Consider the following 22,393-nt stretch of genomic DNA (forward strand, 5'->3'; position numbering starts at 1 on the left):
TGTTCAGGTCACTGGGCAATCCGGCGTACTCATCGTGCAGCTTCCGCCTATTCGGTGTTCTGGTTCTTGGCGCCATGGGTCGTGCTGGTGCAAGGTATCGGGAGTGGGCATTCGGTCTTGGGTGCCAATACAAAACAACGGGTAACCGGCCCTTAACCAGTCGGTCAACCGGGGACCGGACGCCATAAGCTGGCGCTTCTGGTTCCCTCCGCTGCGCTCCGGCGCCGGTTACCTCAGCGTTAACCCTTCAATGCACCTTGCCGAAACTACGTCATTGACGTATATTTGTGTTCATGTATACAGTCATCGAAACCCCAACATTTGAAGAAGACGCCCGAAAAATTTGGTCAGATGATGAGCGAAACGCTTTCTTTGCCTGGCTTGCTGCTGACCCGGAAGTTGGCGATGTGATTCCTGGTAGTGGCGGGTGCAGGAAGGTTCGGTGGTCTACTGCAGGCATAGGAAAGCGAGGTGGGGTACGTGTTATCTACTTCACTCGATTGGCAAATGGAGAAATCTGGCTATTGGTGATCTACAAAAAAGCCGCCAGAGAGAACATGCCTGCTCACATCCTGAAGTCAATTCGCGAGGTATTGGAAAATGAGTAAAGTAACCGAGACGCTCAGCGCTGAAGAACTTGGCAATAAGCTGCTCCAGTCCGTGAAGGAGATGAAAGCGGGTAAGGCAGCCCGTATCACCGAAGTAGAGCCTAACGAGGTTGCCGAGGCCCGAAGTAAAACAGGGCTTTCACAGCGTCAGTTTGCCGACGTATTGCATATCTCTGCTCGTACTTTGCAAGAATGGGAGCAAGGTCGGCGCAAGCCTTCAGGTGCTGCCAAAGCACTTATTCAAATAGCTTTTCGCCATCCTGAGGTTATCAAAGAGGGCCTGACACTCAGGGGTTAACAATACGCGTCACTCGGACGGCCTTTTCTCCGCTTCGCTCCGAAAAGTCCGCCGGTGCGCTTCGCGTTAGCTTACTTTGAAGGAGAGAAATTGAGTGGCTGATAATATCAATTTTGCAGTGCGTACATTGGAATTAAGTGATATTCCAAATATTGTCAGTTACTGGCTGGAGTCTTCACCTACAGATTTAGCTCGCATGGGGGCAGATGCGTCGAAATTCCCAACCGCCGAGCAGCTCGAGATAAGCCTCAGAAGCGGAATCGGGCAAGCCAATCACGATGCCCAGACTTCCTATCTAATTTGGCTCATCAATAACATTCCTATTGGTTTTTCCAGTTTGAAAAATATTCATTTTTGCCAGACTGGAGAGATGCATCTACACATGTGGGATGCCTCCTATAAAGGCAGGGGCTATGGCGGTATTCTTTTTTGCTTGTCCGCCCTAAAATTTTACGAAAAATTCAAGCTTAATAGCATCACCTGTGAACCAAGGTCATCAAATCCTCTACCCAATAAGCTGTTTAGTAAAATCGGCTTTCCATTGACAGCAACACGCGTAGGGGCGTCATCCGAATTAAGCCTGATTTGCGAGCTAAATCAATATACTATCACCAAAAATATTGCCGAAGAATATCTTGCAAATTTAGGGCTCAATTTAGATACATAGCAACGTGCGTGCAGTTCAGAGGCAAAAGCTAACAAATAAGGATAGGTCGCGCGCAGCCGCGACCTGATCCGGTGTTGGACGAGCCCGGTGCTTCTCTATTAAGGAAATATCGTCGGCGAACTGAGGGGTGGTTTGGCCCTGGCATTGGGCGGTGATTTTCGTCAGGCCAGAAGTTCCCGTGACCCTCGGTGGAACCGATAGCCGATCTGTCCTGGTGGTGTCATAGGATGCTCTGATCTCTCCCTGTGAGGTGCATGTCGGACGGATGTGGGCCTATGCCAGACATCGTCGTCGGGTTATCAGCACGGGCCACCGGCAGGGGCGCCGCCAAAGCGTGATGCCCATGGGCTCGCCACAGCAGGGGCAAATGCGTTGTTTCCGGGGTTGGGTGACGATCCCGGGTAGCGCGACCCGCAAGAGCCACTGCAGCCGGTGTAAGGTTTTGCGGGCACCGCCGTGCAGGAACCCGTATTCCCGCACCCGTCGCAGCCCCTTGGGCAGGACATGCTGCAGAACCCGCCAGAGGAACCGGCTCGCCGGTTCGGTCAGGGTCTGCCAGCGCCGGGTCTGGCTGTCCTGGTAGCGGAAGGTGACCTGCTCACCGTCGTAATCCACGATGTTCTGCTCCCGGAGCACACCACGATACAGATAGCGGGCCAGATAGGTCAGCGCCTGGTCGCCACGGCCGACCTGCTCGCACTGGGCGACCCAGTGTTTGGGAATCGATTCCGGCAAGGCAAAGCCTTGCTCGCGCATCCGGGTGAGGAATTTGGCGCGAAACACGGTGGCCAGGGCCCGGCCGTTGAACAGGTATCGCCCGGCCCGGGCGTGCCAGTGATGGCCCGTCAGCCCGCCCCCGGGGACCACGATGTGGACATGGGGGTGGAAAGCCAAGCGGCGGGAGTGGGTGTGCAACACCCCGACCAGCCCGAGCTGGTTGCCCAGGCGTTTATCGTTGCGGGCGAACTGGCACAGCGTCTCCCGGGCGGCCTGGAACAGAGCGTGACAGGTCCATCGGAGGTGGTGCCAGGCAAAGCCCCGCAACTGGGCCGGTAGGGTGAAGGTCACCAGGAAATAATCCACCGGCAACAGCTTCTGCCGCTGCCGGCCCAGCCATTGGCTGTTGGTGCTGTGCTGACAGGCAGGGCAACTGCGATGGCCGCAGGACGGGTACGCCTGTTGCACCTGCTGACAGGCGCGACAGTGATAGCGAACCTCGCCACAGTCCGGCGTATGGCAGGCCAGAATCGACCGCAGGGCGGCGTGATGTTCCGGTCGCATACGTGCCCCGACGTGCTGCTTCAGGCTGGCCTCATGATCGCGCAGAATCTGCGCCAGGGTGATCATGGGGTCACCCAGTCAACCTGCAGGCGCTCCACCAGAGCATTAATCATCAGGGCACTGTTCTGCTGGGCCTCATGGGTCATCCGGGTGTAGCGGGCGGTGGTCACCGGGCTGGCATGGCCGAGCAGGGTCTGAATTGAGCGCAGGTTAACCCCATTTTCCAGCAGATGGGTGGCAAAGCTATGGCGCAGGGAATGAATGTGCACATTTTTGCGGATACCGCAGTCCAGAGCGACCTGTTTGATGGCCTTCTGCACTCCACCCCGGTCCATCACCCGGGGCTTGCCGGAGGTGGCAACCGACGCATACGGCGGGTGTCCCCCGGGAAACAGCAGGTCCGGATGACGGTGAGTGGCCCAATAGCGCCGCAAGGCCTTGAGTGTCATCAGCGGTAAAGGCACGAAGCGATCCTTCTTGCCCTTGCCACAGCGCACATGCACCCGCATCAGGTGACTGTCGACATCGGCGATGGTCAGGTTCAGGGACTCGCTCAGTCGCAGGCCCAGACTGTAGGTGGTGAGGAAATAGACCTGATAACTGAGTTTGCGTGTGCGACTAATCAGGCGCTCGACCTCCTTCAGGGAGAGCACGTCCTGCAGGGTCTGAACCTTGGGGGCCTTGACGATAGGGACGTATTCCCAGGGCTTGCGCAGTACATACTGATAGAAACTCTGCAACGCATTGCGGGCAATCTTGACCAGACTCCAGGACCGATGCTGGACCAGATGCATGAAATACTGCTGGAGCTGATCGGTGCTAAGCTGATCGGGACAGGTCTGGAAATAGTCGCAGATCTGTCGCAGGCAACGGGTGTACAGATCGATGGTCTTGGGGCTTTTGCCGCGCAGGGTGAGTTCGGTGAGGTAGCGTTGGTGCAGTGCTTGAAAACGAGCGTGTTCGTTAGCGTTCATCACACTTCTCCTGACAAGCCCTCCAAAATGGAAGGGGTCAGAGAAGTACAGTCGAATTTGGCCTCTGCCGCGTAGCGGCTTCGTTCAACCAGTCAATTAAGTTCGTTCCGGCCTGACGGCCGTCCACCGGACGCCCCTGTCGGGCCGCCGCTTATTTCAGCGTGTGTGCCGGGCATGGCACTTAACTAGTCGGGTGAAAGTCCCGATACCAGGTATTCGCAGAGCCGAAGGTTAGCGAAAGGGCAAGGGCTAAACCCGTGAGGGAGGTCTGGAGGAAGCCCAACGCACCAACAGTAGGGCCTTCTAAGGCAAATCGCGGGGCGATGAACAAGAACTCAATATGAGGTGTGACATATTCGGGGCCAGCGGGCACGTGACTGCCAAGCCCTCCATCTGCAACTGGGATATGTTTTATAAATTGAGCGTCTACGCGATGAAAGTTAAGTGTCTTACCCCGGGAGATCTCCTGTTGCTGCGCTGGGACGCTGCGTGCAGTTGAAAACCGCTGAGGGCTGAGTGATTGGCCCCGACCGCACAGGAGAAGTCAGCAGAGGGCATAGTACCGGTGATTACTCGACTGGTTTTTTTTCAGGAGTGAATGTCTACGGGAAGGCCCGAACGGTACCCCTTGGAACAGGGGTTTGAAAGAAGAGAGCAGTTACTGTCGAGATGAGACCCCATAACGCACCGGAAAATCAGCAAACGCTGTCCCTGGAAACAGGGGGTGAAGTGGTGGCTGGATCCGACAGAGAAGACACTCCGGTTGTTCACGATCGACTGATGGAGCGGGTGCTGGACAGGGATAACCTGCGCCGCGCCTTCCGTCAGGTCAAACGCAACAAATGAAGCGCGGGGATAGACGGCATGACCGTTGACGACCTGACCGCCTTTGTGTCAACGCCAGTTTAAAAGTGACCCACTTATCGGCCCCGGCCGGTACGTCAGGTAGAAATACCCAAGCCCAAAGGCGCTCTACCCATCAGGCAATCCATCAGGCCCAACGCTACATCAACGACGGGTATCGATGGATCGTGGACATGGATCTGGAAAAGTTCTTTGACCGGGTCAACCACGACAAACTAATGACGTTGGTGAAGCGGCGAGTCACGGATGAACGGATACTTAAACTGATCAACCGCTACCTCAAGGCGGCCCGCTGTCGCCGCTGTTAGCAAACCTGTTACTGGATGAACTGGACAAGGAGTTGGAAAGACGTGGTCACCGGGTCGTCCGCTACGCGGACGACTGCAACATCTACGTCAAAAGCCAGCGTTCCGGTCAGCGAGTACTGGCAAGCATCACCGGCTATCTACATCGTCGGCTAAAACTCACGGTGAATGAGGAAAAGAGCGCGGTGGGTCGTCCCTGGGAGCGAGTGTTCCTGGGGTTCACGTTCACTCGACGGGATCGGATCTTGTTGAGCGTTGAACTACTCAATCAACCGAACCGCCGTGGTACGTGATCCGTATGCCCGGTGGTGTCGGGGGAGGGGTGCCGTGAGGTGCCTCCCTATCCCGATTACATGTGCAAAGCTGACCGAACCTTTGGCTCTTGACAGTGGTATCAATAGTGATACTATTATTGTATGGCTAAACTCGACGAACTCCTCAAATCCATGCGGGACAACCCGAAAGGTGTCCGTTTTTCTGACTTGTGCAAAGTGTGCGACCTATATTTCGGTCTGCCACGGCAATCCGGGTCTAGCCACCGAGTCTACAAAACGCCATGGCTGGGCGATCCACGCGTCAATATTCAGAATGCGAAAGGCAAAGCCAAGGCATATCAAGTGAAACAGGTGCTGCGGGCTATAGAGCGGCTAGAGGTCAAAAATGGATAAAATCATTGATCGGTATACATATAGAGTCACTTGGTCAGAAGAGGATCAGGAACATGTGGGGCTGTGCGTAGAGTTCCCGAGTCTAAGCTGGTTAGAAAAAACACCCGAAAAGGCCCTTAAGGGTATTCGTGACTTGGTTTTGGATTGTATCAATGACCTTCAGGAAGAGAATCAAGCTATACCGCAACCCATAGCTTCTAAGGCATTCAGTGGAAAATTCATGGTGCGTGTCACTCCAGACACACATCGTTCACTTGCGATTCAAGCCGCTGAATCTGGCGTTAGCTTGAACCGTTTAATCTCGAGTAAGCTGCATTGAATCATGTAACAAATGCAGGCAAGGGACGCTCCTGACATAGCGCCCCTGCTGCAAGCGTTATATTTTATGAGGCCGATTTATGCTGACCGATGACCAAAAAAGATATCGAGATCGTGCCAACCGTGCGCGTAGGGGGCTTTTCAAAGAAAAGGAAAAGTTCGGTGTAATTTCAGACGGCTCGGGGAAGCGCTATCAGGTATGCGTCTACTATGTGCTTAGTGGTGCTCCCGAGAAAGCAGTCGAGTTCATAGAATGGTTTGAACAAGAGTTTCCTGATGATGTCGGTGAGCCCGCTTTTCTTCTATTCGTGGCGATTGGATATTATCGGTTAGGGCTTCTGGAGAAAGCGCGAACCTACCTGCTTGATGCCATGTTAAGTAATATCTATCTTCTCCCGCACCTATTTTCGAAGTCACTTCCTGAACAGGATATGTGGCACTCGTCAAACCGAGCGCAGCCCGATTACATTTGGGAGATTGAGGAGTTTCTTGACGAGCCGACAATTCAAGAGCGGAAGTGGTTCAAGGTGCAGTTTGAAAACGAAGCATTCACAAAAATTCGCAGCAAGTACGTAGCAACATTTCAGGCCTTACAGCATGCCAGTGAATATGATGCTCGTCGGCGCATTCTTGATGAGTGGTATGATTATGCTGCTTCTGTCCGTGTAAACAAAATATAACCAGTCACGCCAGCGGACGCGCTAAAGCGCGCCACTAAGTTCATAGTTATATTTCAGATGCAGCAGAGTGCAATCCAAGGTGATCAACGAAAGGGATGAAATCGCGATCAAGAAAGAGCAGTGGTATGCCTTCCTCTATGCAAAACGACGCGATGATGACGTCAGCGGTTTTTCGTATAGTGACCCCTTGCTTTCGCAGTGCACGATAATTCTCTGCGCACTTTTCAGCCATCGCTTTGCCAAACATTTCATGTTGATCCAGAGTTAAGAGAAGTTGCCTGGTTTTGCGATAATCGCGGTCGCTACGAATTCCCTGCAGAATTTCGAGGAATATCAGGTCGCCGATGGCAACGGTTGCTTCAATAATTGCTGAATCGAGCAGGTCTGTGTGGGGGCTTTGGACTCCGTTGAAATAGTCGATCCAGACACTGGTATCCACCAGTATCATTTATCATCTCGCATGTTGTCCAAGTTGCCTTCCCACTTGATTTTTCCGCGTAATTTACGAAGCTCTTGTTGCTCGCTCATGCGCACCAATAGCTTTAGGCCTTGCTCAACGGCCTCTTTTTTGGTTTCGTAGCCTGAAGTCTTCAGAGCGTCGGCCATCAATTTGTCATCTATAACAATATTCGTTCTCATGCTATACCCATGTGTATAGGACGTAAGTTCTCTACACAATCTAACATGGCCAAAAGAACAAAACAATCGGCTGCACAGTGACCGATTTTACGCCGCTTCGCGGCTCCAAACCGGCGCGTGAGCCGGGCGTTAGGGCTGGTCGTAGTGTCCTCCAATGGCGAAAACATAAATAGATTTATCGTCGAATCGGTATATGAGCCTGTCTTTCTGTGAGACCCACCATGTCACCGTAGTTGTCCAGTTGGCGATTTCGCCTAATTCATCACCTGGTGGGTGGTATGAGAAACGCAATGGCTCGTTATTCCGAAGAGCACAAGGCCGCAGTCCTGAAGAAGCTGCTGCCGCCCCAGAATCACACGGTTGCCGCTGTCTCCGCAGAGGAAGGCATCTCCGATGTGACCCTGTACAATTGGCTGAAACAGTGTCGGCAACGAGGAGTGCCTGTGCCAGGTCATAACAAAACTGCGGACCATTGGTCCGGCGAAGCCAAGCTGGCTGTGGTCATTGAAACCGCATCGCTTTCCGAAGAAGAGCTCAGTGCCTACTGCCGCGAAAAGGGCCTATACGTTGAGCAGGTCCGGCGCTGGAAGGACGCCTGCATCCAGGGCACCGGTCAGCAGGAAGATCAGCACAAAGAGAGCCAGAAAGCGCACAAGCTTAGCCGGAAACGGATCAAACAACTGAAAGCGGAAGTGCGTCGCAAGGACAAGGTCCTGGCCGAGACCACGTCGCTCCTGGTGCTATCAAAAAAGCTGGAAGCCTTGTATGGGACCGATCAGGACAACGAGGACGATTGACCTCCCTGGATGACCGTACAAGGCTGTTGCAGTACTTTGATGAGGCGGTGACCACCGGGGCTTCGCGCTATCAAGCGGCCAACCTGATGGGGCTGAGTGAGCGCACCCTGAAACGCTGGCGCACGGCATCCGGCCATGTGGCCGAGGACCGGCGCCCAGAGGCTCCCCGTTCACCCCAGCACCACCAACTGACTGAGGTCGAGGAAGTGGCCATTATGGCGGCGTGTAATCAACCGGTATATCGCAGCTTGCCGCCCTCTCAAATCGTGCCGTTGCTGGCCGACAAGGGCCTCTATATCGCCTCGGTGTCTTCTTTCTATCGGGTACTGACAAAGCACGACCAGCTCCAGCACCGGGGACGTGCTCGGCCCGCCAAGCCGCACCCCTTACCCACCAGCTTCACGGCCACTGGCCCGAACCAGCTGTGGAGCTGGGACATTAGCAGCTGCCCATCACAGGTACGTGGCGAGCACTGGTATCTGTATCTGATTATGGACGTGTTCAGCCGCAAAATCGTGGCTTGGGAAGTTCATCAAGCGGAGCTTGGCGAACACGCCAAAGAGCTGGTCCAGAGAGCGCTGTTGCGCGAAGGCTGCTGGCACAAGCCACCGGTGCTGCACTCTGACAACGGCGCGCCCATGACGTCGCATACGCTCAAAGCGCGCCTGGCGGATCTAGGCATGCTGATGTCCTATAGTCGGCCCCGCGTGAGCAATGACAACCCGTACTCGGAAGCCTTGTTCAAAACCACCAAGTACTGCCCGGCGTGGCCGTCAAAGGGCTTTGTATCGCTGCAGGCGGTCCGTCAGTGGATGATGCAGTTCGAGCATGCCTACAATGAAAAACACTTACACAGCGGCATCAACTTTGTCACCCCTGGCAGCCGTCATCGGGGTGAAGATCGCGCCATCCTGAGTCAGCGGGAGGCGGTCTTTAAAGCCGCTAAAGCGAAGAACCCAAGGCGCTGGACGGGCGCAACACGAGACTGGAGCCCGGTGATGGAGGTCTCCCTAAACCCGGGACGGGCCAGTGAAATAGAGCTTAATAAGTGTGCCGCATGAACCTTGATACTTGGACAACTCGGTTGACAATCACCGGAGATGCGCCGTGACCACAAGCCTGATAAGTTGTGCTTAAGCGATTCAGGTTTGCCGATGCCAGTTGATGGGTCGTCAGAGCGGAGCATTTCTTTTAGCAATTTGCAGAGAGCCTTGTGCAGCTTCTTGTCTTTCTCTCGCATCTTTTCATAGGCTTCCCAAGTGCTGCCCTCAAATACCAGTGATCTCATTCATCTGCTCATCATTAGGTGTATATCCTTGGGCACGGCTGTGAGTATCGAGGGAGGCCGCAATCTGCTGCATCAGGTCTTGGTTCTGAAGAACATGCAGGGTTTCTTGTTCTCTTTCCCAGTCTTCGGCACTCATAATCACGAAAGCCTCTCCGGCGCGGCGTGTCACCTTGAGGGGTTCGTGCCTGCTAATAACCTGTTCTACTAGGCTTTTCAGGTTGTCTCTGAATTTATTTACACTGATGATATTCATAATTCCACCATTACGTACGGTAACTCCGTACTACTATATCGCAATAGCCCTAACAAGGCCAGTCACAGCGACGTCTACTGCATTGCGGCTTCGCCTCCATTCCGTAGACGCGCGTGCTGTTGCGTTAGCTGAGATTGCGCCACCTGAATAGTGATACTATAGTGTCACTATTAAGATAATTCAGGATAATTCCATGAAAGTTGAGCTAGTTACAAGCCTCAAGCGCCAAGCGACGAAAATTTTGGCAGACCTACATTTGTCGAAAGAACCGGTACTGATTACAGAGCATGGCCAGCCATCCGCTTATCTCGTCGATGTGAAGGATTACGAGTTTATGCAGCGCCGGCTGGAACTGCTTGAAGGGCTCTCAAGGGGAGAGCGTGCTGTACTGGAGGGGAGAACGTACAGCCAAAACGAAGCCCGGGAGAAAATGAGTAAATGGCTGAAGTAATCTGGACGGAGCCAGCTCTTCACGAATTAGATTCCATCGCTGAGTACATTGCTCTGGATAATGTGGTGGCTGCAAGCGCTCTGGTTGAAGAGGTGTTCGGTAAAACGGAGCGCTTGGAAAGCTTTCCGCAATCTGGTCGAATTCCACCTGAACTGCCCAATTCAATCTACAGGGAAGCTGTCGTGCCACCCTGCCGTGTTTTCTACCGAGAAGAAGGGAATTATATGTTCATTCTCTATGTTATGAGGGAGGAGCGGCAGCTTCGTGTTTACATGCTGGAAAACAGCTAACCAGGCGCGGCCCGCGGACGCCTTTGTCTACGCTTCGCTGCGTCAAACGCAGGGGTGCGCTCAGCGTTAGCTGTATCAAAATCTGCCGAGCGAGATAAAAAGATGCTAGTTCCAAGTCATTTCAGAGAAGAAAACCAAGAAAAACTTCAGCAGTACATCAAGGAATATAGTTTTGGTGTGCTGGTGGTTGCTGACAATGATGGTATCGACGCAAACCACCTCCCATTATAGCGCGACAATTAACTTGGCCGGTCCGTATTGCCTCAGTAAAAAATCAAACTCATCGCCAGATTGTCTCACCAGGATTGTTGTGTGGTTAACTGCTCATTAGCTGCGTCATTTTAGTCTGATAGCTCTGGTCCCGTAATCTCCATTCGTTAATTCGTCGCTGGAGGGTTCTGACTTGGCTATTCGTGTATTGGCCAGGGTGCTTTTCTGAGAGCCATTCAATGATTTCACGAGCGTAGCTTTCAGGCTGAAGCTCTAGCTTGAGCTGGATTTCATTCCAGACTTTCTCAAACGGGTCTTTTCTGGTGCGGTAATTTCTTGGCAAACTCCGCTTATCTCTTGGTTTCTTATACCGGAAATGATCACAGACATTTGGTGCAGACGAGAATTGGTCAAGAGCGACCGGTTCTACCAAACCCACGTCATCAATTTCCACCAACCCATTCTGGCTCCAAGCAAAACTCCACAAGCTGGCTTGTAACCGTGTCAGCTCGGCCATGAGGTAAACCGGGTCAAGCGTTAAGTACTCGGCTTCTAATTGCTGTTTGGTCGCCTCAGGAACGTCTGAGCTGCGAGCAATTCGTTGGTAGGGAGTTAGTGCCTCATCGTACTGTTTCGACACCTTGCCGCCTTGACGAGTCTTTTCTCTCAACTTAAGCGATGGTTGAAAGAAATTGACGTATTTTCGCAACACGCAATAAAAATTTGCCAAGGCCTCCCAGGCTTTCCTGCCTTGGAAACGGTCATAACCGACGAGCCGACGAACAACTGACCCATTCTTTTCTTCTACGTAGGCTTGGTCATTCTTTTTGTATGCACGAGCACGCGTAAAAGTGATTCTGTGAGCTTCACAGAAGTCGAGCATTTCAAGGTTGATGAATTCGCTACCACCATCAGTATCGAGGCCTTTTAGCTCGAAAGGTATCAGCTTGATAGCGACGCTTATACCGTTAATCACATCGGCCGCACTCTTTTTCAGTAAAGGCATGCACTCAAGCCAGCCTGTCGATACGTCAATCATTACCAGAGTGTTCAAAAATGCGCCGTTAGGATCTCCGCCACAATGGGCAACCAGGTCTATTTCGAAAAAACCGGGGGTAACGTCGTCCCAGTCAGCAAATGTGCGAACCTGAATCTGATTCTTCAGCAATGAGCCCGGCTTTGTGCGGCTGATGCCGCCTTTAATCTGACGCCGCTCAGGTTGAAGAAGTCGATCCACTGTTGCGGCACTGATTTTTCCCAACTTGTGTCTAATATCTGAGTTGATGCGAAAGTGGCCGTGGCGTTCCATGGCAGCTACAAGGTCCGGTAGAAAGGGCGCAAGTCGCTTCGAGCAAACCTGATTAGCCGTGTACCAGATGTAGAGTAGAACCTGTCTAAACTGCTCATCGTAGACTTGCGCACCGGGTCTTACCTTCGCCTTAACTGAGTTCGTAGCCTTGGTTTTTTGATGAAGTAACGAGATTGCGTATTTCCTGTCATATCCAGTCACGGCAATAAAGCCGTCCAGAACGCGACCCTTTTCCGTCCATGACGACTCCAGATAACGCTGACGAATGCTGATCAACATTTCTCGCCGAGCTGAGAGACTCATTATCTGTTCCATTACTCACCCCAAAATTATAGACGGTAGTTTGATTTTAGGTGAGTCAACGGCATTCAGTTAGTTAGTTTATTAATGAGTCAATGCGAACCGGACAAGATAGTTGACGCTGCATAAATGCCGTTCACGAGGCCTATATGAATATTGCGATCTCGGGAGTAGTCACTGAGGAACAGGGAGCAGAAACGATAGTGCTTGCTGGCACAGATCTTTTCGTTGCGTTTGATGAACAGGAGTGTGGATTCAACTATATCGATAGTGCTCTGGTGCATATCGAAGCGATTCACCGTGCGTCACTGCGCGAATAAGATAACAAGATCACGCCGCTTCGTTTCGCGTTACGTATCAGAGCAACGGAGGCTGTGTGGAGTCTGAAATACAAGCGAAGTTTTCAACGTTCCCGGTAGAGGCTCAAAGGCAGCTTGAAAACGTTCGCCGTCTTATCTTTTCTGTGGCAGAAGAAAATGATCTGGGCGCGGTTGAAGAAACTCTCAAGTGGGGTGAAGCCAGCTATCTTGTAAAAGGCGGCAGCACGATTCGGATAGATTGGAAGCCAAAGCATCCCGGCGTCGTAAAGGTTTATTTTCATTGTCAGACCAGGCTGGTCGAGACCTTTCGGGAGATATACCAGGATGAGTTCGATTACGAGGGGGAAAGGGCCATGGTCATGCCATTGAGTGCTCGTATCGAGGAAGGTGCGTTAAGCCACTGTATCGAATTGGCACTGAAGTACCACAGCTTGAAACACCTGCCATTGCTTGGAGCTTGAGGCGTTAATTGGTAGAAATAAGGAAACCGTCATCCAAGAAGAAGCAACCGGCTGTGGTATTGCGGCAAGCGCTGCTCTCGCAGGTGTCAGTTACGCGGAGGCAAAAAGGAGCGCAAACGCTCTGGGTATTTATGCCGCAGATACTGCGCTTTGGTCAGAGACTGAACACGTCCCGAGACTTCTGCGGGACTCGGTATCTCAGCGTGTGTGCCGGGCATGGCACAAGCCCTATCCCGATTAAATACCGGTGATCGCGAAGTCCAGGGCACCTACTATCTGGTCTCGAAAATCAGTTAATGAGCCTGCGGGGCTATTCAGTTGTTTGGTAGACATCGAAGAAATTTGAGGCGTCAGTAAAAGAAGGCTCTGGCCGTTAAAGCTGACCTCTGGAGTGAGGCCTTGCATTGCTTGGTTCCCAAAGGGTGAGAGCCTACCAAGCGGAATAACAATGCGCGTTGCCAGTTCTGATAAGTGTGAGCTTTGAACGTCGACCAAGTAGGGATAAAACGACCTGCTAGTCTTGCTAGGGTTGGGGTATACGTCGAATTGGGCCATTAAAATTCCCGAAATTCGTCGCCGAAACATCCATGCTGCTCAACGAATTCGTTGTAACTTGTGATCGCTGCGCGATTTTCTTCGGCCCATAAATCTGCTTTGCGTTTCGCCAGCTCTTCTCTCAGTGCTCGCTCAAGTGTGGCGGAGAGATTGATGTTCAGCGCCCGGGTTTTTAAAAGCAGGTCGCTGTTCACGGACAGGTTTGTGGCTTTTTTAGGCGCAGCTAGATCGTAGAGCTCGTACATTGTGGTCTCCACAGAGTTGGTTTTTGACTTTTTCATAGATTAGGCGCATCACAGTGCGCATTCAAGTGCATTTAACACTGTGCGTTATTCAGATGCCTTTCTCTCCGCTTCACTGCGTTTTCGTAACTGGTGATGATGGGCTCGGTATAACGTGGCATAACGACTCTTATACCGCCCAATTTGACATGAATTCAGGTGAAATGGCCAAATGTACAACTAGGCGGGCAGAGCGGGGATTTTGGGTTATAGTTGTTAAGATGACCTGTCGCTCTGAATGTTATATATTATAAAAGAGGATTTATAGATGGAGCCCATTAACATTCTGACCGCCCAGCTTCTGGATATGGTTCGAGGTGCTATTGAAGTGTCTTGGTGGACGGGCTCCAGACCCTTGGACATTAGGGAATCACGGGACGAGGTAGTTGCCTCAATTAAATCGGCGCTGGATAAAGCGGGTATCGAAATCCCTTTCCCATATAGAACGCTCACTTTTAATGATCCGGTCAGTATTAACGCTAGTCAGAAGGCGGCCGATTAAAAAATATTTTAGCAATAGAGCATCATTCTCATAATGCCTTCAGCTCTTCGAAAAGTTCGATGTCCGCTTAATGTACTTCGAGTTTGCTGTGCCGGCTCCATCATCAATAGGCGTTTATTCAAATTATGACTAAATATCTGAAAGCGGCACTGTTATCAGCCTTAGTATTTCCAGGCATCGGCCATTTCTCACTAAAGAAGCCGCTGCAAGGCTCGATACTGGCAGGAACAGCCATTGTGTGCCTTTATTTTTTGCTTAACGCGGTCGTGGATACGGCACAAGAATTGAGTGTGAAAATTCAAAGTGGCGAAGTTCCTCTTGATGCCGCCAAAATAAGTGAATTGCTCTCTCAGCAGCTGGCTGGGAGTGACGGCCAACTTGTTAATATCGCTTCTCTATTGCTGATAATCTGTTGGACTGTAAGTATTATTGATTCGTTTCGTATTGGGTGGTCGCAGGAAAAAAAAGGTGATGCTATATCTTAGAGTTCGAGAATGTTGGCCTTATGGCACCACGCCGAATGCCCTAGATGAACGTCCAAGCCAATATTCTCGTAATTTTATTACCCTGCTTCATTTCTATTTCCCGTACATCAATCGCACCAAGCTTACGAATCAACTTCTTCGCCGGCTTTACGTTGTCGATTTTCGAAACCAGGCAGGTAAACCAGCGGCATTGAGTTGAAAATACTTGGCTTTCTTTGATTAATTTTTTAAGAAACATTCGCTCGCCACCCTTATACCAAAGCTCTGCTTCTAGACCGCCAAAGTTTAGAGTGGGGGGCGTGGCTGCTTGCTCACCGCGATTGCGGGCAAGATTACTGAGTTTACGCTGGCTGCCTTTGAGCGCTTCATCCAGTGAAGCATGAAAGGGTGGGTTGCATACGCTGACATCAAAGAATTCTCCAGCTTGAATGATCCCATCAAATATATGATTTCTATCGTGTTGCGTGCGCAGTGTGAAGCAGCCTTTTAGCTTAGGGTTATTAGTGATAATAGAGGCTACGTTCTCAAGCGACGCAGTATTAATGTCACTACCAACGCAATACCAACCGTATATTTGGCAGGCCAATAGCGGATATATTCCATTTGCACCCGTGCCTATATCAAGCAAGGTGATTTTGGTCTGGGCATTTGCCAACGCAGTAGTAGGCTCGCCAACCCCAAGCAACTCCGCTATGTAATGGATGTAGTCGACTCTGCCTGGGATGGGCGGACAAAGAGCGCCTTGGGGAATATCCCAATCGATAATGTTGTAGTGTCGCTTTAATAGCGCGGCATTTAGGGATTTTACTGCCAGCGGGTCTGCGAATTCTATGGAAAGGTTGCCGTGAGCGTTTGTTTTCACATACGGGGCTAGTGGCGGGTAACTTTCTTCCAGAGATGGAAAATCATAGCCCAGCTTGTGTAGATTCCTCGTGTGCAGGCCTTTGTGATCGGGCTTGGTTTGCTTTTGTTTACTTCGATGGAGTGTGGTCAAAGTAATATGTCCGAGGTTTAGAATTTAAACGTTAACGTGGGCACTTATTTAGTTCGTAATTATAACCTTAATTTATGAATTCGGCATACATAACAAGCACTTCAAGGGCGCTAATTATTTCTGCGTAACACCTTCGTGATTTCAACTTGCTTTGTGTACGGCAATGCCGTATAATCCGGCATTACTAATAATCTCCATCTCAACGTTCATCAAGGGCTCCGCTGGTATTCGCAAGGTTCGATGGGCACACGCTCAAGCAGATAGCGGAGGCACTTAAAATGGGTGACAGAAACCTAGGGTCGGAAATTCTTGAAGGCACCAACGAGGCCAAGCAATTCAAGAAGGGCAAGTTGGCTCTGCGCAGCCATGAGCTTTTAGAACCCTCACCTCCCAAAGTGATTAGGCTGAAGCTGAATATGTCTCAGTCAGTGTTTGCCGGTCTTATGGGTGTAAGCGTGCGAACCCTTCAGGATTGGGAGCAGGGACGGCGGGAGCCGCAAGGCCCTGCGGTTGCGCTTTTGCGCATTGCGGAACAGCATCCGGAAGTCTTCAACCAACTTCACTGACTGAAAAGCGAGATGTAGCCAGGCCAAGCACTGGGGAATCTCATTATTTACTGCAACAAGATTCCCCCTATTTCAGATACTAGGGATTATCGAAGTGAGCGAACAAGCCAACATTTAACCGGGAGAATATCATGAGCAAGAAACTCGCTAAAGATTCAGTAACTACTGCCTCAATTGAGGAGCAAACTGCAGCCTTTTTAAAGTCTGGCGGAGCTATTGACTATATAGTTAAAGGTAAAAGTGGACAAATTCTCCCTACAGGTGCAAAGCCGGTTAGCCCAAAAAAGACCTAATAAGGTCGATGCTTGGTATCGAAACACTTAACAAGCTGGTTTTTAAGACAATATCACCAAATGATTTGGCAGTTCATTCTTCTGGCGTGTGGCGGGCACTTGGGCTTTCAGGTGCTTTCCGCAGGCTTCGATGCAGGTGATAAAGCCTTGTAGTGTCTCACCCTGTTTCACCTGTTCGGTGAAAGTCGCAATGATGGCTTCCCAGGTGTCATTGTCTATTTGGCTGGAAATGCCTTGATCCACCAGAATCTCGACGTAGCGTTCGGCTTCAGAAACGAAGATGAGCATGCCCGTGGCCCCGGCAGTGTGGTGCAGGTTCTGCTCCAGAAACTGGCGCCGTGCCAAGTTGGAGGCACGCCAGTAGCGCACGGAGCGCGGGATCAGTCGCCTATTAATGCCGGGTATGCGGAACACTAGGCTTAGCACGATAAACACACCCCACTGGCCGAGCAGTAACATGTCAGCGGCCAGCCAGCTGGTAAAGTAATTGATGATGCCGGGCACCAGCAGCGTAATGAGGCCGGCCCAGAGTAAAGGGATATAGGCGTAATTATCAGCCTGCGCCGTCAGTACGGTCACCATTTCGGCGTCTGTTTCCCGCTCGACGGCGCTGATGGCTGTCGCGACCTGTTCCTGTTCCTGCTTGTTCAATATTGTCATGGGGTATCGCTTTTTAATGGGTTAAAGGCTGTTCTGTCGGAAAGTGTGGTGTTGTTACCAGCCACCGGAGGCACCTCCGCCGCCGAAGCCGCCGCCCCCACCGCCAAAACCACCACCACCACCGAATCCGCCGCCACCACGGCCGCCCATGCTGGCGCCTAGCAATGCGCCACCTAGTAGTGCTGCGCCGCGCCCGCCACGACCCCGGCCACCACCAATGAAGTAAATCACGCCCATAATGATCATAAAAAACAGCGACACTAGGGAGAGATTCGGCTTTTCTTGAATACCGTCGGCGGCCCGTTTCGGCACGGCTAACGGTTCGCCTCCCAGAACTTGCACCATGGCGGCGACACCGTTGCCGATACCCTGCTCAAACTGACCCTGCTTGAACGCAGGCGTCATAATCTGGTTGATAATAGTGGCTGAAGCCGCATCGGTTAGGCGACCCTCTAGGCCGTAGCCCACTTCAATTCGGATCTTGCGCTCTTTCTGGGCAACGATGAGCAAGGCGCCATTGTCCTCGCCTTTCTGACCAATGCCCCAGTGCCGCCCCAATTGATAGCCGTAGTCTTCTATGGGGTAGCCCTGCAGATCAGGCAGTGTAACCACGACAACCTGTTCGGTGGTTCCCTGTTCGTGGGCTTGGAGCACCTGGGTAATCTGGGATTCGGTGGTTGGGCTAAGTATCCCGGCTTTATCCACCACGCGACCACTCAGTTCCGGGAACTCCGGGGTGGACTGGGCCAAGGCCGCTGATACCGGCAACACGATCAGGGCAAGGAAGGCGGCAACGGAGAAGCACGAAGAGTAGCGCGAAGAAAACTGCATTAAAACTCAACCTTCGGCGCTTCATCAGCGTTTTCAGCGGTGGCTTCGAAGTTTTCACGCCGCTCCATATCGCTGTAAAGAATGCCGTGCCAAATTTTGCCAGGGAACGTGCGGATTTCGGTGTTGTAGCGTTCTACCGCCTGAATAAAATCGCGGCGGGCCACGGCTATCCGGTTTTCTGTACCTTCGAGCTGCGATTGCAATGCGAGAAAGTTCTGGTTCGATTTCAAGTCTGGGTAACGTTCGGAGACAGCCATCAATCGGCTCAGTGCGCTGCTAAGCTCACCCTGCGCTTGTTGAAACTGTTTGAGCTTCTCGGGGTTGTTAAGAATACTTTCATCAACCTGAATGGAGGTTGCCTTGGAACGCGCCTCGATAACGGCAGTGAGAGTCTCTTTTTCCTGTTTAGCGAAGCCTTTGACCGTTTCCACGAGGTTGGGGACTAGATCGGCCCGACGCTGATACTGATTTTCAACCTGCGACCAGGCGGACTTAACCTTCTCGTCGTAGGTGGGAATGTTGTTAATACCGCAGCCAGTCAGCAGAAACGCCAGCATGAGTAGTGCCGTCAGTTGTCGCAATGAGTGCAGGGGGGTACGGGTTGGCCGTGTTTGCATGGTGTCGAGATTCCCTGAAGATGGACGAGGCACTTGAACTAAGGGCCAAGAATATATGCGAGGATCTCACATTCACCCGCATCAGGACAGCCAGTTGAGTTCTCAAGGATTATCGAAAAACAGGCCTAATCCATCTTTCGGGACCGCCAAAAGCGGGCAATGGCTGGTTTTGCACTCACGCCATGAACCAGTATGGAAAGGGCAACCACAGCCAGGGTCAGGTGTATCAACTCCAGTGCTATCTTCTCTGGCAGCCCGTGCTGGATCGCGTACATCAGATAATACAGCGAGCCAATCCCTCGCACCCCGAACCAGCTTGCCATATTGCGCAGGCGCATGGGTGCTTTGCTTCCGAGCAAACCCAGGTGAACGCTGACGGGGCGAGCAATGAAGAACACGAAGGCCGCAAAACCAACGGCCCGCCAACTCCATGAGTCCCAAAACAGCGACCCGCCGATTAGCAATACCAGCACAATTTCAGCGAGTTTTTCGAGGTGTTCGTTAAAGGCCAGGGAGCTTTGGTGAATGTGGACGATGGGATAAGATTCACTCTTTTCAGAAGCCTCTTCGGAGGCCGCACACGAGTAGCGTTGTGTAAGACCGACCTGCTTCAATTCAGTGTGCCGCAACGCCACTGCGGCACTGAAGACTGCCAGGAAGCCCCAAGCACCCACCAACAGACTGAAGCCATAGGCAAAGGCAATCAGCCCCAGCCCCAGAAAGTTTTCCAGAAACTCCGTGTGTGTAAACGTCTTGCGGGTCGTATGAACGGCCCAACCGACACCACAGCCCGCCAGAATACCAATACCGATACCCGCGCCGCTGGCCCAGACCACATCCATTGCTAGCCAGCGCCAACCGCTATCGCCAAGATCGTGAAGCCCCAGCAAACCCAGGCCGAGCATCACGAAGGGGAAGGCGCTGCCGTCGTTCATACCTGCCTCGCAGGTTAAGGCAAAACGCAATCGGTCGGGGTCGTCGGCGTGACGAGTCTGCACCTCGGTCGCCAGCACTGGATCCGTGGGCGCCACCACAGCACCGAGCAGCACGGCTGCACCGAGCGGCAAGCTGAGCCAGTAGTAACCGAATAACGCCACAAGGCCGACCGTCAACGTCATGGAGACAACGGCTAGCCGCAGAGGCGTACGCCATCGCGAGAAGTTGACCGGCACCGGCATTTTTACGCCGGCGCAATACAGTGAAATAAGCACTGCGATCTCAGTCAGCAGCTCCAATAAGGCCGACTCTTCCAGCGGATTGAAATGGAACAAGCCAAAGCCCATCGGCCCCACAACAAACCCGAAAACCAGATACACGATGGCCGATGTGGCAGGAACCGTTTTGATATACGACGCGGTGAAGCCCACTACCAGCAACAGCGAGCCAAGCAATATAAACCAGATTGCAGTGGTCATGGGTGACCCAGCGGTGGCGGATTGAATTCCATACACTTGTTCTATGAATAAACATAGATTTCAGTGCGCTGGAAAGCAAGGCCGGCCGCGGTAAGGTGAAACCGTTGTAACTTTCTGAGGCGAATGACGGTGCTTGAGATTTGTTAGTTAAGCGATCCCTAACACTTTCTTTCGTTGCTCTGCCCAGGTATGGATCAAGTGGTCTACTGCGAGGCCGATAAAGGCAACGCATAAGCCGAGCACGATGCCTTGGCCCATAGCGTTGGCTTCAGACAAAGATTGCATGATGAGCTGACCTAAGTCGTCGGTACCGATAAAGGCGCCGATGATAATCATAAACAACGAGAAGATGACGGTCTGGTTAATGCCCAACATGATGTGTGGAAATGCCAAAGGCAGTTCAATTTTTAATAACCTCTGCATGCGGTTAACCCCTGACATGGAGCCTGCTTCCTGCAAGGTTTTAGGCACGTTACTCAGTCCTTCTACGGTGTAACGTGTGGCAGGGATTGTGGCGTATACGATCACCGCAATAAGCACTGATAAATCACTCACACCAAATAACATGATGACGGGAATTAAGTAGATGAACGACGGGAATGTCTGAAACGTGTCACAAACCAGTAATATAAATTTAGTTGCCCGGGGGCTTCGAGAGCACAAAATGCCGACACTGCAACCAATAATCACGGAAATTATGACTGCGAAGGTGGCCATATAAGCTGTAATAAGGGCGCGGTCCCACCAGGGCGTTAAAGCAATAAAAGCAATGAGGGCTGTCACGACAACAGCAGAGCGAAGGCCGCCAACAATATAACCTGTGCCTGCAACCAGGAACAGGGTTGCAGCGACTGGCATCGATAAATAAGCCTGTTTCATGGGCATCAAAATTGAGGTGATCATGAAGAAGTTGAAGCTTTGCACGCTGTCGTAAGTGTTGGTGATAATCCAGTCAACGATAAGGTCCCAGAAATTTTCGGTAGTGAACCCTTGTGATTCATCAATGAAGTAGAGGTAGTTAGCCTTGTCTGGGAAAACCATCGACGCAATATAGGCAATAACAGAGGTGAAGATCAAAATCCCTAAGAAGGCTAGCGAATACTTATGACGCAAATGGAATGGTGAGTCAGCGAAGTAATCGACCTGCTTGTTAGCCCAGGCCAGGGATAACTTATCCAGCACCACAGCAATCAATACAATAGACACACCAAGTTCGAGGGCCTGGCCTATATTGAGCATGTTCAATGATACCAGCAAGTCGTAGCCCAAACCCCTTGCGCCAATAAACGATGCGATGACGGCCATGGCTAAACACTGCATGATGACCTGGTTAACACCGATCAAAATGTCATGGCGTGCTGTAGGGATGAGCACTTTAAACATGAGTTGGCGTGGGTTGCAGCCACTCATCATGCCAGCCTCCAACACTTCCGGAGAGACTTTTTTAAGGCCTAAAATGGTTAAGCGGATCATTGGGGGGGTGGCAAAAATAACCGTTGAAATAGCGCCAGCATGGTCACCAATACCAAAGAAGACCACCACTGGGATCAAGTATGAGAAGTGAGGCATGGATTGAGCCACGTTTAACAGTGGGGCCAAGATGGACTCGAAGGTTTTGTTCTTATAGGCAGTGATGCCCAAAGCTAACCCCAGAAAAACCGATATGGGCACAGCCACTAAAACAAAGGATAAGGTTTGCATGGCGGGTGTCCACTGACCAAATACAGCAATGTAAATGATGCTGGTACCGGCTAAAACAGACAGCTTACGGCCACCAAGATAGTGGCCTATTAAAAATACACCAGCAGCAACAGCTGGCCACGGCATTGCAGGGATTCGAGCCCACTTGTTTTCGCTGATGAAGTCCCAGCTAGTAAAGGCCACAAACGTTTTAACGCCACCTAATAGAAGTTCACGAATCAGATTAATGCTAAAGAGAACCGCGCCAGACAGGGCACGAGTAAACTCTTTCATCATGGTCGATTCTTCGGTGAGGTCTAACTCAGCATCGTAGATCTCTACGACCCAGAAATCATTAATGAGGAACTCAAGGCCGTCGTTAACAACGTCAGGCAGCAGCCAGAACACGGTCTCTTGTATGCGCCACAAGTTGCCCCCTGTGGCTGGATCGATGGCCATTACAAGGGCAAAGAACACCGCTAGTAAGGCGACAAACTGAATCCATTTATGTTCGGTAAAATATTGCATTAGAT

General features: G+C 51.7%; 31 protein-coding genes and 2 pseudogenes. 18 read left to right on the plus strand and 15 right to left on the minus strand.

Annotated features, from left to right (window positions below):
- Positions 1–293: 293 nt before the first annotated feature.
- From CPH80_RS15870 to CPH80_RS15880, 3 genes are all read left to right on the plus strand, one after another.
- Positions 294–608: a transcriptional regulator gene (locus CPH80_RS15870; protein WP_096279302.1), complete on the plus strand. Its 315-nt coding sequence runs from the start codon at positions 294–296 to the stop codon at positions 606–608.
- Positions 601–906, plus strand: a complete 306-nt coding sequence (locus tag CPH80_RS15875; RefSeq protein ID WP_096277585.1) for a helix-turn-helix domain-containing protein — start codon at positions 601–603, stop codon at positions 904–906. Before CPH80_RS15870 ends, CPH80_RS15875 begins: the two co-directional genes overlap by 8 nt.
- Positions 907–1,000: 94 nt before the next feature.
- Positions 1,001–1,573 (plus strand): GNAT family N-acetyltransferase, encoded by a 573-nt coding sequence (locus CPH80_RS15880; RefSeq protein WP_096279304.1) that lies wholly within the window; start codon positions 1,001–1,003, stop codon positions 1,571–1,573.
- Positions 1,574–1,846: 273 nt separating this feature from the next.
- Here CPH80_RS15880 and CPH80_RS15885 read toward each other — a convergent pair whose 3' ends face one another.
- Together CPH80_RS15885 and CPH80_RS15890 are read right to left on the minus strand one after the other, a co-directional pair.
- Positions 1,847–2,920: a transposase gene (locus CPH80_RS15885; protein WP_096279238.1), complete on the minus strand. Its 1,074-nt coding sequence runs from the start codon at positions 2,918–2,920 to the stop codon at positions 1,847–1,849.
- The gene (locus tag CPH80_RS15890; protein WP_096275683.1) at positions 2,917–3,828 is read right to left on the minus strand and encodes a tyrosine-type recombinase/integrase; all 912 of its coding nucleotides are present in this window, start codon (positions 3,826–3,828) and stop codon (positions 2,917–2,919) included. The genes CPH80_RS15885 and CPH80_RS15890 overlap by 4 nt, the downstream gene beginning before the upstream one ends.
- A 669-nt stretch (positions 3,829–4,497) precedes the next feature.
- Here CPH80_RS15890 and CPH80_RS22660 point away from each other — a divergent pair.
- The 5 genes and pseudogenes from CPH80_RS22660 to CPH80_RS15910 all read left to right on the plus strand — a co-directional run bounded on the left by CPH80_RS22660 (position 4,498) and on the right by CPH80_RS15910 (position 6,663).
- Entirely contained in the window at positions 4,498–4,674 is a 177-nt protein-coding gene (locus CPH80_RS22660) for a hypothetical protein (RefSeq protein ID WP_227520212.1), read from the plus strand.
- 65 nt (positions 4,675–4,739) lie between these two features.
- Positions 4,740–5,290, plus strand: a pseudogene (locus tag CPH80_RS23005) (reverse transcriptase domain-containing protein).
- Positions 5,291–5,413: 123 nt separating this feature from the next.
- Positions 5,414–5,665 (plus strand): toxin HicA, encoded by a 252-nt coding sequence (locus CPH80_RS15900; RefSeq protein WP_096279306.1) that lies wholly within the window; start codon positions 5,414–5,416, stop codon positions 5,663–5,665.
- Positions 5,658–5,984, plus strand: coding sequence for a type II toxin-antitoxin system HicB family antitoxin (locus CPH80_RS15905; RefSeq protein ID WP_096279308.1), 327 nt, complete (start codon positions 5,658–5,660; stop codon positions 5,982–5,984). Before CPH80_RS15900 ends, CPH80_RS15905 begins: the two co-directional genes overlap by 8 nt.
- Before the next feature lie 79 nt (positions 5,985–6,063).
- Positions 6,064–6,663 (plus strand): hypothetical protein, encoded by a 600-nt coding sequence (locus CPH80_RS15910; protein ID WP_096279310.1) that lies wholly within the window; start codon positions 6,064–6,066, stop codon positions 6,661–6,663.
- Positions 6,664–6,709: 46 nt separating this feature from the next.
- On the opposite strand, the gene CPH80_RS15915 is transcribed toward CPH80_RS15910, so the two are convergent.
- A complete protein-coding gene (locus tag CPH80_RS15915) occupies positions 6,710–7,111 on the minus strand; it encodes a PIN domain nuclease (RefSeq protein WP_096279312.1) in 402 nt (133 codons plus the stop codon).
- Complete coding sequence (locus CPH80_RS15920; protein WP_096279314.1) at positions 7,108–7,302, minus strand: type II toxin-antitoxin system VapB family antitoxin; 195 nt, start codon at positions 7,300–7,302, stop codon at positions 7,108–7,110. Before CPH80_RS15920 ends, CPH80_RS15915 begins: the two co-directional genes overlap by 4 nt.
- Positions 7,303–7,592: 290 nt before the next feature.
- Between CPH80_RS15920 and CPH80_RS15930 the strand changes: the two genes are divergently transcribed.
- Positions 7,593–9,160, plus strand: a protein-coding gene (locus CPH80_RS15930) for an IS3 family transposase (RefSeq protein WP_227520214.1) whose coding sequence is annotated in 2 segments (ribosomal slippage) — positions 7,593–8,081 and positions 8,084–9,160 — 1,566 coding nt in all. Because the reading frame shifts where the segments join, the coding sequence is not laid out codon by codon here.
- 95 nt (positions 9,161–9,255) lie between these two features.
- Here the strand turns inward: CPH80_RS15930 and CPH80_RS23190 are convergent.
- A pseudogene (locus CPH80_RS23190) lies at positions 9,256–9,387 on the minus strand (Txe/YoeB family addiction module toxin); the annotation flags it as partial.
- Positions 9,368–9,640: a type II toxin-antitoxin system Phd/YefM family antitoxin gene (locus CPH80_RS15940; RefSeq protein WP_096279316.1), complete on the minus strand. Its 273-nt coding sequence runs from the start codon at positions 9,638–9,640 to the stop codon at positions 9,368–9,370. The pseudogene CPH80_RS23190 and the gene CPH80_RS15940, both read right to left, overlap by 20 nt.
- Positions 9,641–9,833: 193 nt before the next feature.
- On the opposite strand from CPH80_RS15940, the gene CPH80_RS15945 reads away from it, so the two are divergent.
- From CPH80_RS15945 to CPH80_RS15955, 3 genes are all read left to right on the plus strand, one after another.
- Positions 9,834–10,091, plus strand: coding sequence for a type II toxin-antitoxin system Phd/YefM family antitoxin (locus CPH80_RS15945; protein ID WP_096279318.1), 258 nt, complete (start codon positions 9,834–9,836; stop codon positions 10,089–10,091).
- A complete protein-coding gene (locus CPH80_RS15950) occupies positions 10,079–10,381 on the plus strand; it encodes a type II toxin-antitoxin system RelE/ParE family toxin (RefSeq protein WP_096279320.1) in 303 nt (100 codons plus the stop codon). The genes CPH80_RS15945 and CPH80_RS15950 overlap by 13 nt, the downstream gene beginning before the upstream one ends.
- A gap of 102 nt (positions 10,382–10,483) precedes the next feature.
- Positions 10,484–10,612 carry an FMN-binding negative transcriptional regulator gene (locus tag CPH80_RS15955; protein WP_096279322.1) on the plus strand — a complete coding sequence of 43 codons (129 nt, stop codon included), beginning with the start codon at positions 10,484–10,486 and terminating at the stop codon, positions 10,610–10,612.
- A gap of 85 nt (positions 10,613–10,697) precedes the next feature.
- Here the strand turns inward: CPH80_RS15955 and CPH80_RS15960 are convergent, their stop codons facing one another.
- A complete protein-coding gene (locus tag CPH80_RS15960) occupies positions 10,698–12,203 on the minus strand; it encodes a DDE-type integrase/transposase/recombinase (RefSeq protein WP_157746909.1) in 1,506 nt (501 codons plus the stop codon).
- Positions 12,204–12,349: 146 nt separating this feature from the next.
- Between CPH80_RS15960 and CPH80_RS21725 the strand changes: the two genes are divergently transcribed.
- Together CPH80_RS21725 and CPH80_RS15965 are read left to right on the plus strand one after the other, a co-directional pair.
- A complete protein-coding gene (locus tag CPH80_RS21725) occupies positions 12,350–12,520 on the plus strand; it encodes a hypothetical protein (RefSeq protein WP_157746910.1) in 171 nt (56 codons plus the stop codon).
- Between the two features lie 56 nt (positions 12,521–12,576).
- Entirely contained in the window at positions 12,577–12,981 is a 405-nt protein-coding gene (locus CPH80_RS15965; protein WP_096279326.1) for a DUF1801 domain-containing protein, read from the plus strand.
- A gap of 237 nt (positions 12,982–13,218) precedes the next feature.
- Here the strand turns inward: CPH80_RS15965 and CPH80_RS15975 are convergent, their stop codons facing one another.
- Both CPH80_RS15975 and CPH80_RS15980 read right to left on the minus strand, forming a co-directional pair.
- Positions 13,219–13,566, minus strand: a complete 348-nt coding sequence (locus CPH80_RS15975; protein WP_319823045.1) for a CcdB family protein — start codon at positions 13,564–13,566, stop codon at positions 13,219–13,221.
- Positions 13,536–13,781: a type II toxin-antitoxin system CcdA family antitoxin gene (locus CPH80_RS15980; protein WP_096279330.1), complete on the minus strand. Its 246-nt coding sequence runs from the start codon at positions 13,779–13,781 to the stop codon at positions 13,536–13,538. The genes CPH80_RS15975 and CPH80_RS15980 overlap by 31 nt, the downstream gene beginning before the upstream one ends.
- A gap of 304 nt (positions 13,782–14,085) precedes the next feature.
- Here CPH80_RS15980 and CPH80_RS15985 point away from each other — a divergent pair, with 304 nt between their 5' ends.
- Both CPH80_RS15985 and CPH80_RS15990 read left to right on the plus strand, forming a co-directional pair.
- Positions 14,086–14,319, plus strand: coding sequence for a hypothetical protein (locus CPH80_RS15985; RefSeq protein ID WP_197703565.1), 234 nt, complete (start codon positions 14,086–14,088; stop codon positions 14,317–14,319).
- Between the two features lie 125 nt (positions 14,320–14,444).
- On the plus strand, positions 14,445–14,804 hold the full coding sequence (locus CPH80_RS15990; protein WP_096279332.1) for a hypothetical protein: 360 nt from the start codon (positions 14,445–14,447) through the stop codon (positions 14,802–14,804).
- Between the two features lie 40 nt (positions 14,805–14,844).
- Here the strand turns inward: CPH80_RS15990 and rlmF are convergent, their stop codons facing one another.
- On the minus strand, positions 14,845–15,798 hold the full coding sequence (rlmF, locus tag CPH80_RS15995) for a 23S rRNA (adenine(1618)-N(6))-methyltransferase RlmF (RefSeq protein WP_096279333.1): 954 nt from the start codon (positions 15,796–15,798) through the stop codon (positions 14,845–14,847).
- A 278-nt stretch (positions 15,799–16,076) separates the two neighbouring features.
- Between rlmF and CPH80_RS16000 the strand changes: the two genes are divergently transcribed.
- Together CPH80_RS16000 and CPH80_RS21885 are read left to right on the plus strand one after the other, a co-directional pair.
- The gene (locus CPH80_RS16000) at positions 16,077–16,364 is read left to right on the plus strand and encodes a helix-turn-helix domain-containing protein (RefSeq protein ID WP_096279335.1); all 288 of its coding nucleotides are present in this window, start codon (positions 16,077–16,079) and stop codon (positions 16,362–16,364) included.
- A 131-nt stretch (positions 16,365–16,495) separates the two neighbouring features.
- Positions 16,496–16,657 carry a hypothetical protein gene (locus CPH80_RS21885; protein ID WP_166671422.1) on the plus strand — a complete coding sequence of 54 codons (162 nt, stop codon included), beginning with the start codon at positions 16,496–16,498 and terminating at the stop codon, positions 16,655–16,657.
- Positions 16,658–16,699: 42 nt separating this feature from the next.
- On the opposite strand, the gene CPH80_RS16005 is transcribed toward CPH80_RS21885, so the two are convergent.
- From CPH80_RS16005 to CPH80_RS16025, 5 genes are all read right to left on the minus strand, one after another.
- Positions 16,700–17,317, minus strand: a complete 618-nt coding sequence (locus tag CPH80_RS16005) for a TPM domain-containing protein (protein WP_096279337.1) — start codon at positions 17,315–17,317, stop codon at positions 16,700–16,702.
- Positions 17,318–17,371: 54 nt separating this feature from the next.
- Positions 17,372–18,148, minus strand: coding sequence for a TPM domain-containing protein (locus CPH80_RS16010; protein WP_096279339.1), 777 nt, complete (start codon positions 18,146–18,148; stop codon positions 17,372–17,374).
- Positions 18,148–18,705, minus strand: coding sequence for a LemA family protein (locus tag CPH80_RS16015; protein ID WP_413772272.1), 558 nt, complete (start codon positions 18,703–18,705; stop codon positions 18,148–18,150). The genes CPH80_RS16010 and CPH80_RS16015 overlap by 1 nt, the downstream gene beginning before the upstream one ends.
- A gap of 185 nt (positions 18,706–18,890) precedes the next feature.
- Entirely contained in the window at positions 18,891–20,180 is a 1,290-nt protein-coding gene (locus CPH80_RS16020) for a cation:proton antiporter (protein WP_096279343.1), read from the minus strand.
- 147 nt (positions 20,181–20,327) lie between these two features.
- Entirely contained in the window at positions 20,328–22,388 is a 2,061-nt protein-coding gene (locus CPH80_RS16025; RefSeq protein WP_096279345.1) for an ABC transporter permease, read from the minus strand.
- Positions 22,389–22,393 lie beyond the last annotated feature (5 nt).

The organism is Marinobacter sp. LV10R510-11A (assembly GCF_900215155.1).
Classification (GTDB): domain Bacteria; phylum Pseudomonadota; class Gammaproteobacteria; order Pseudomonadales; family Oleiphilaceae; genus Marinobacter.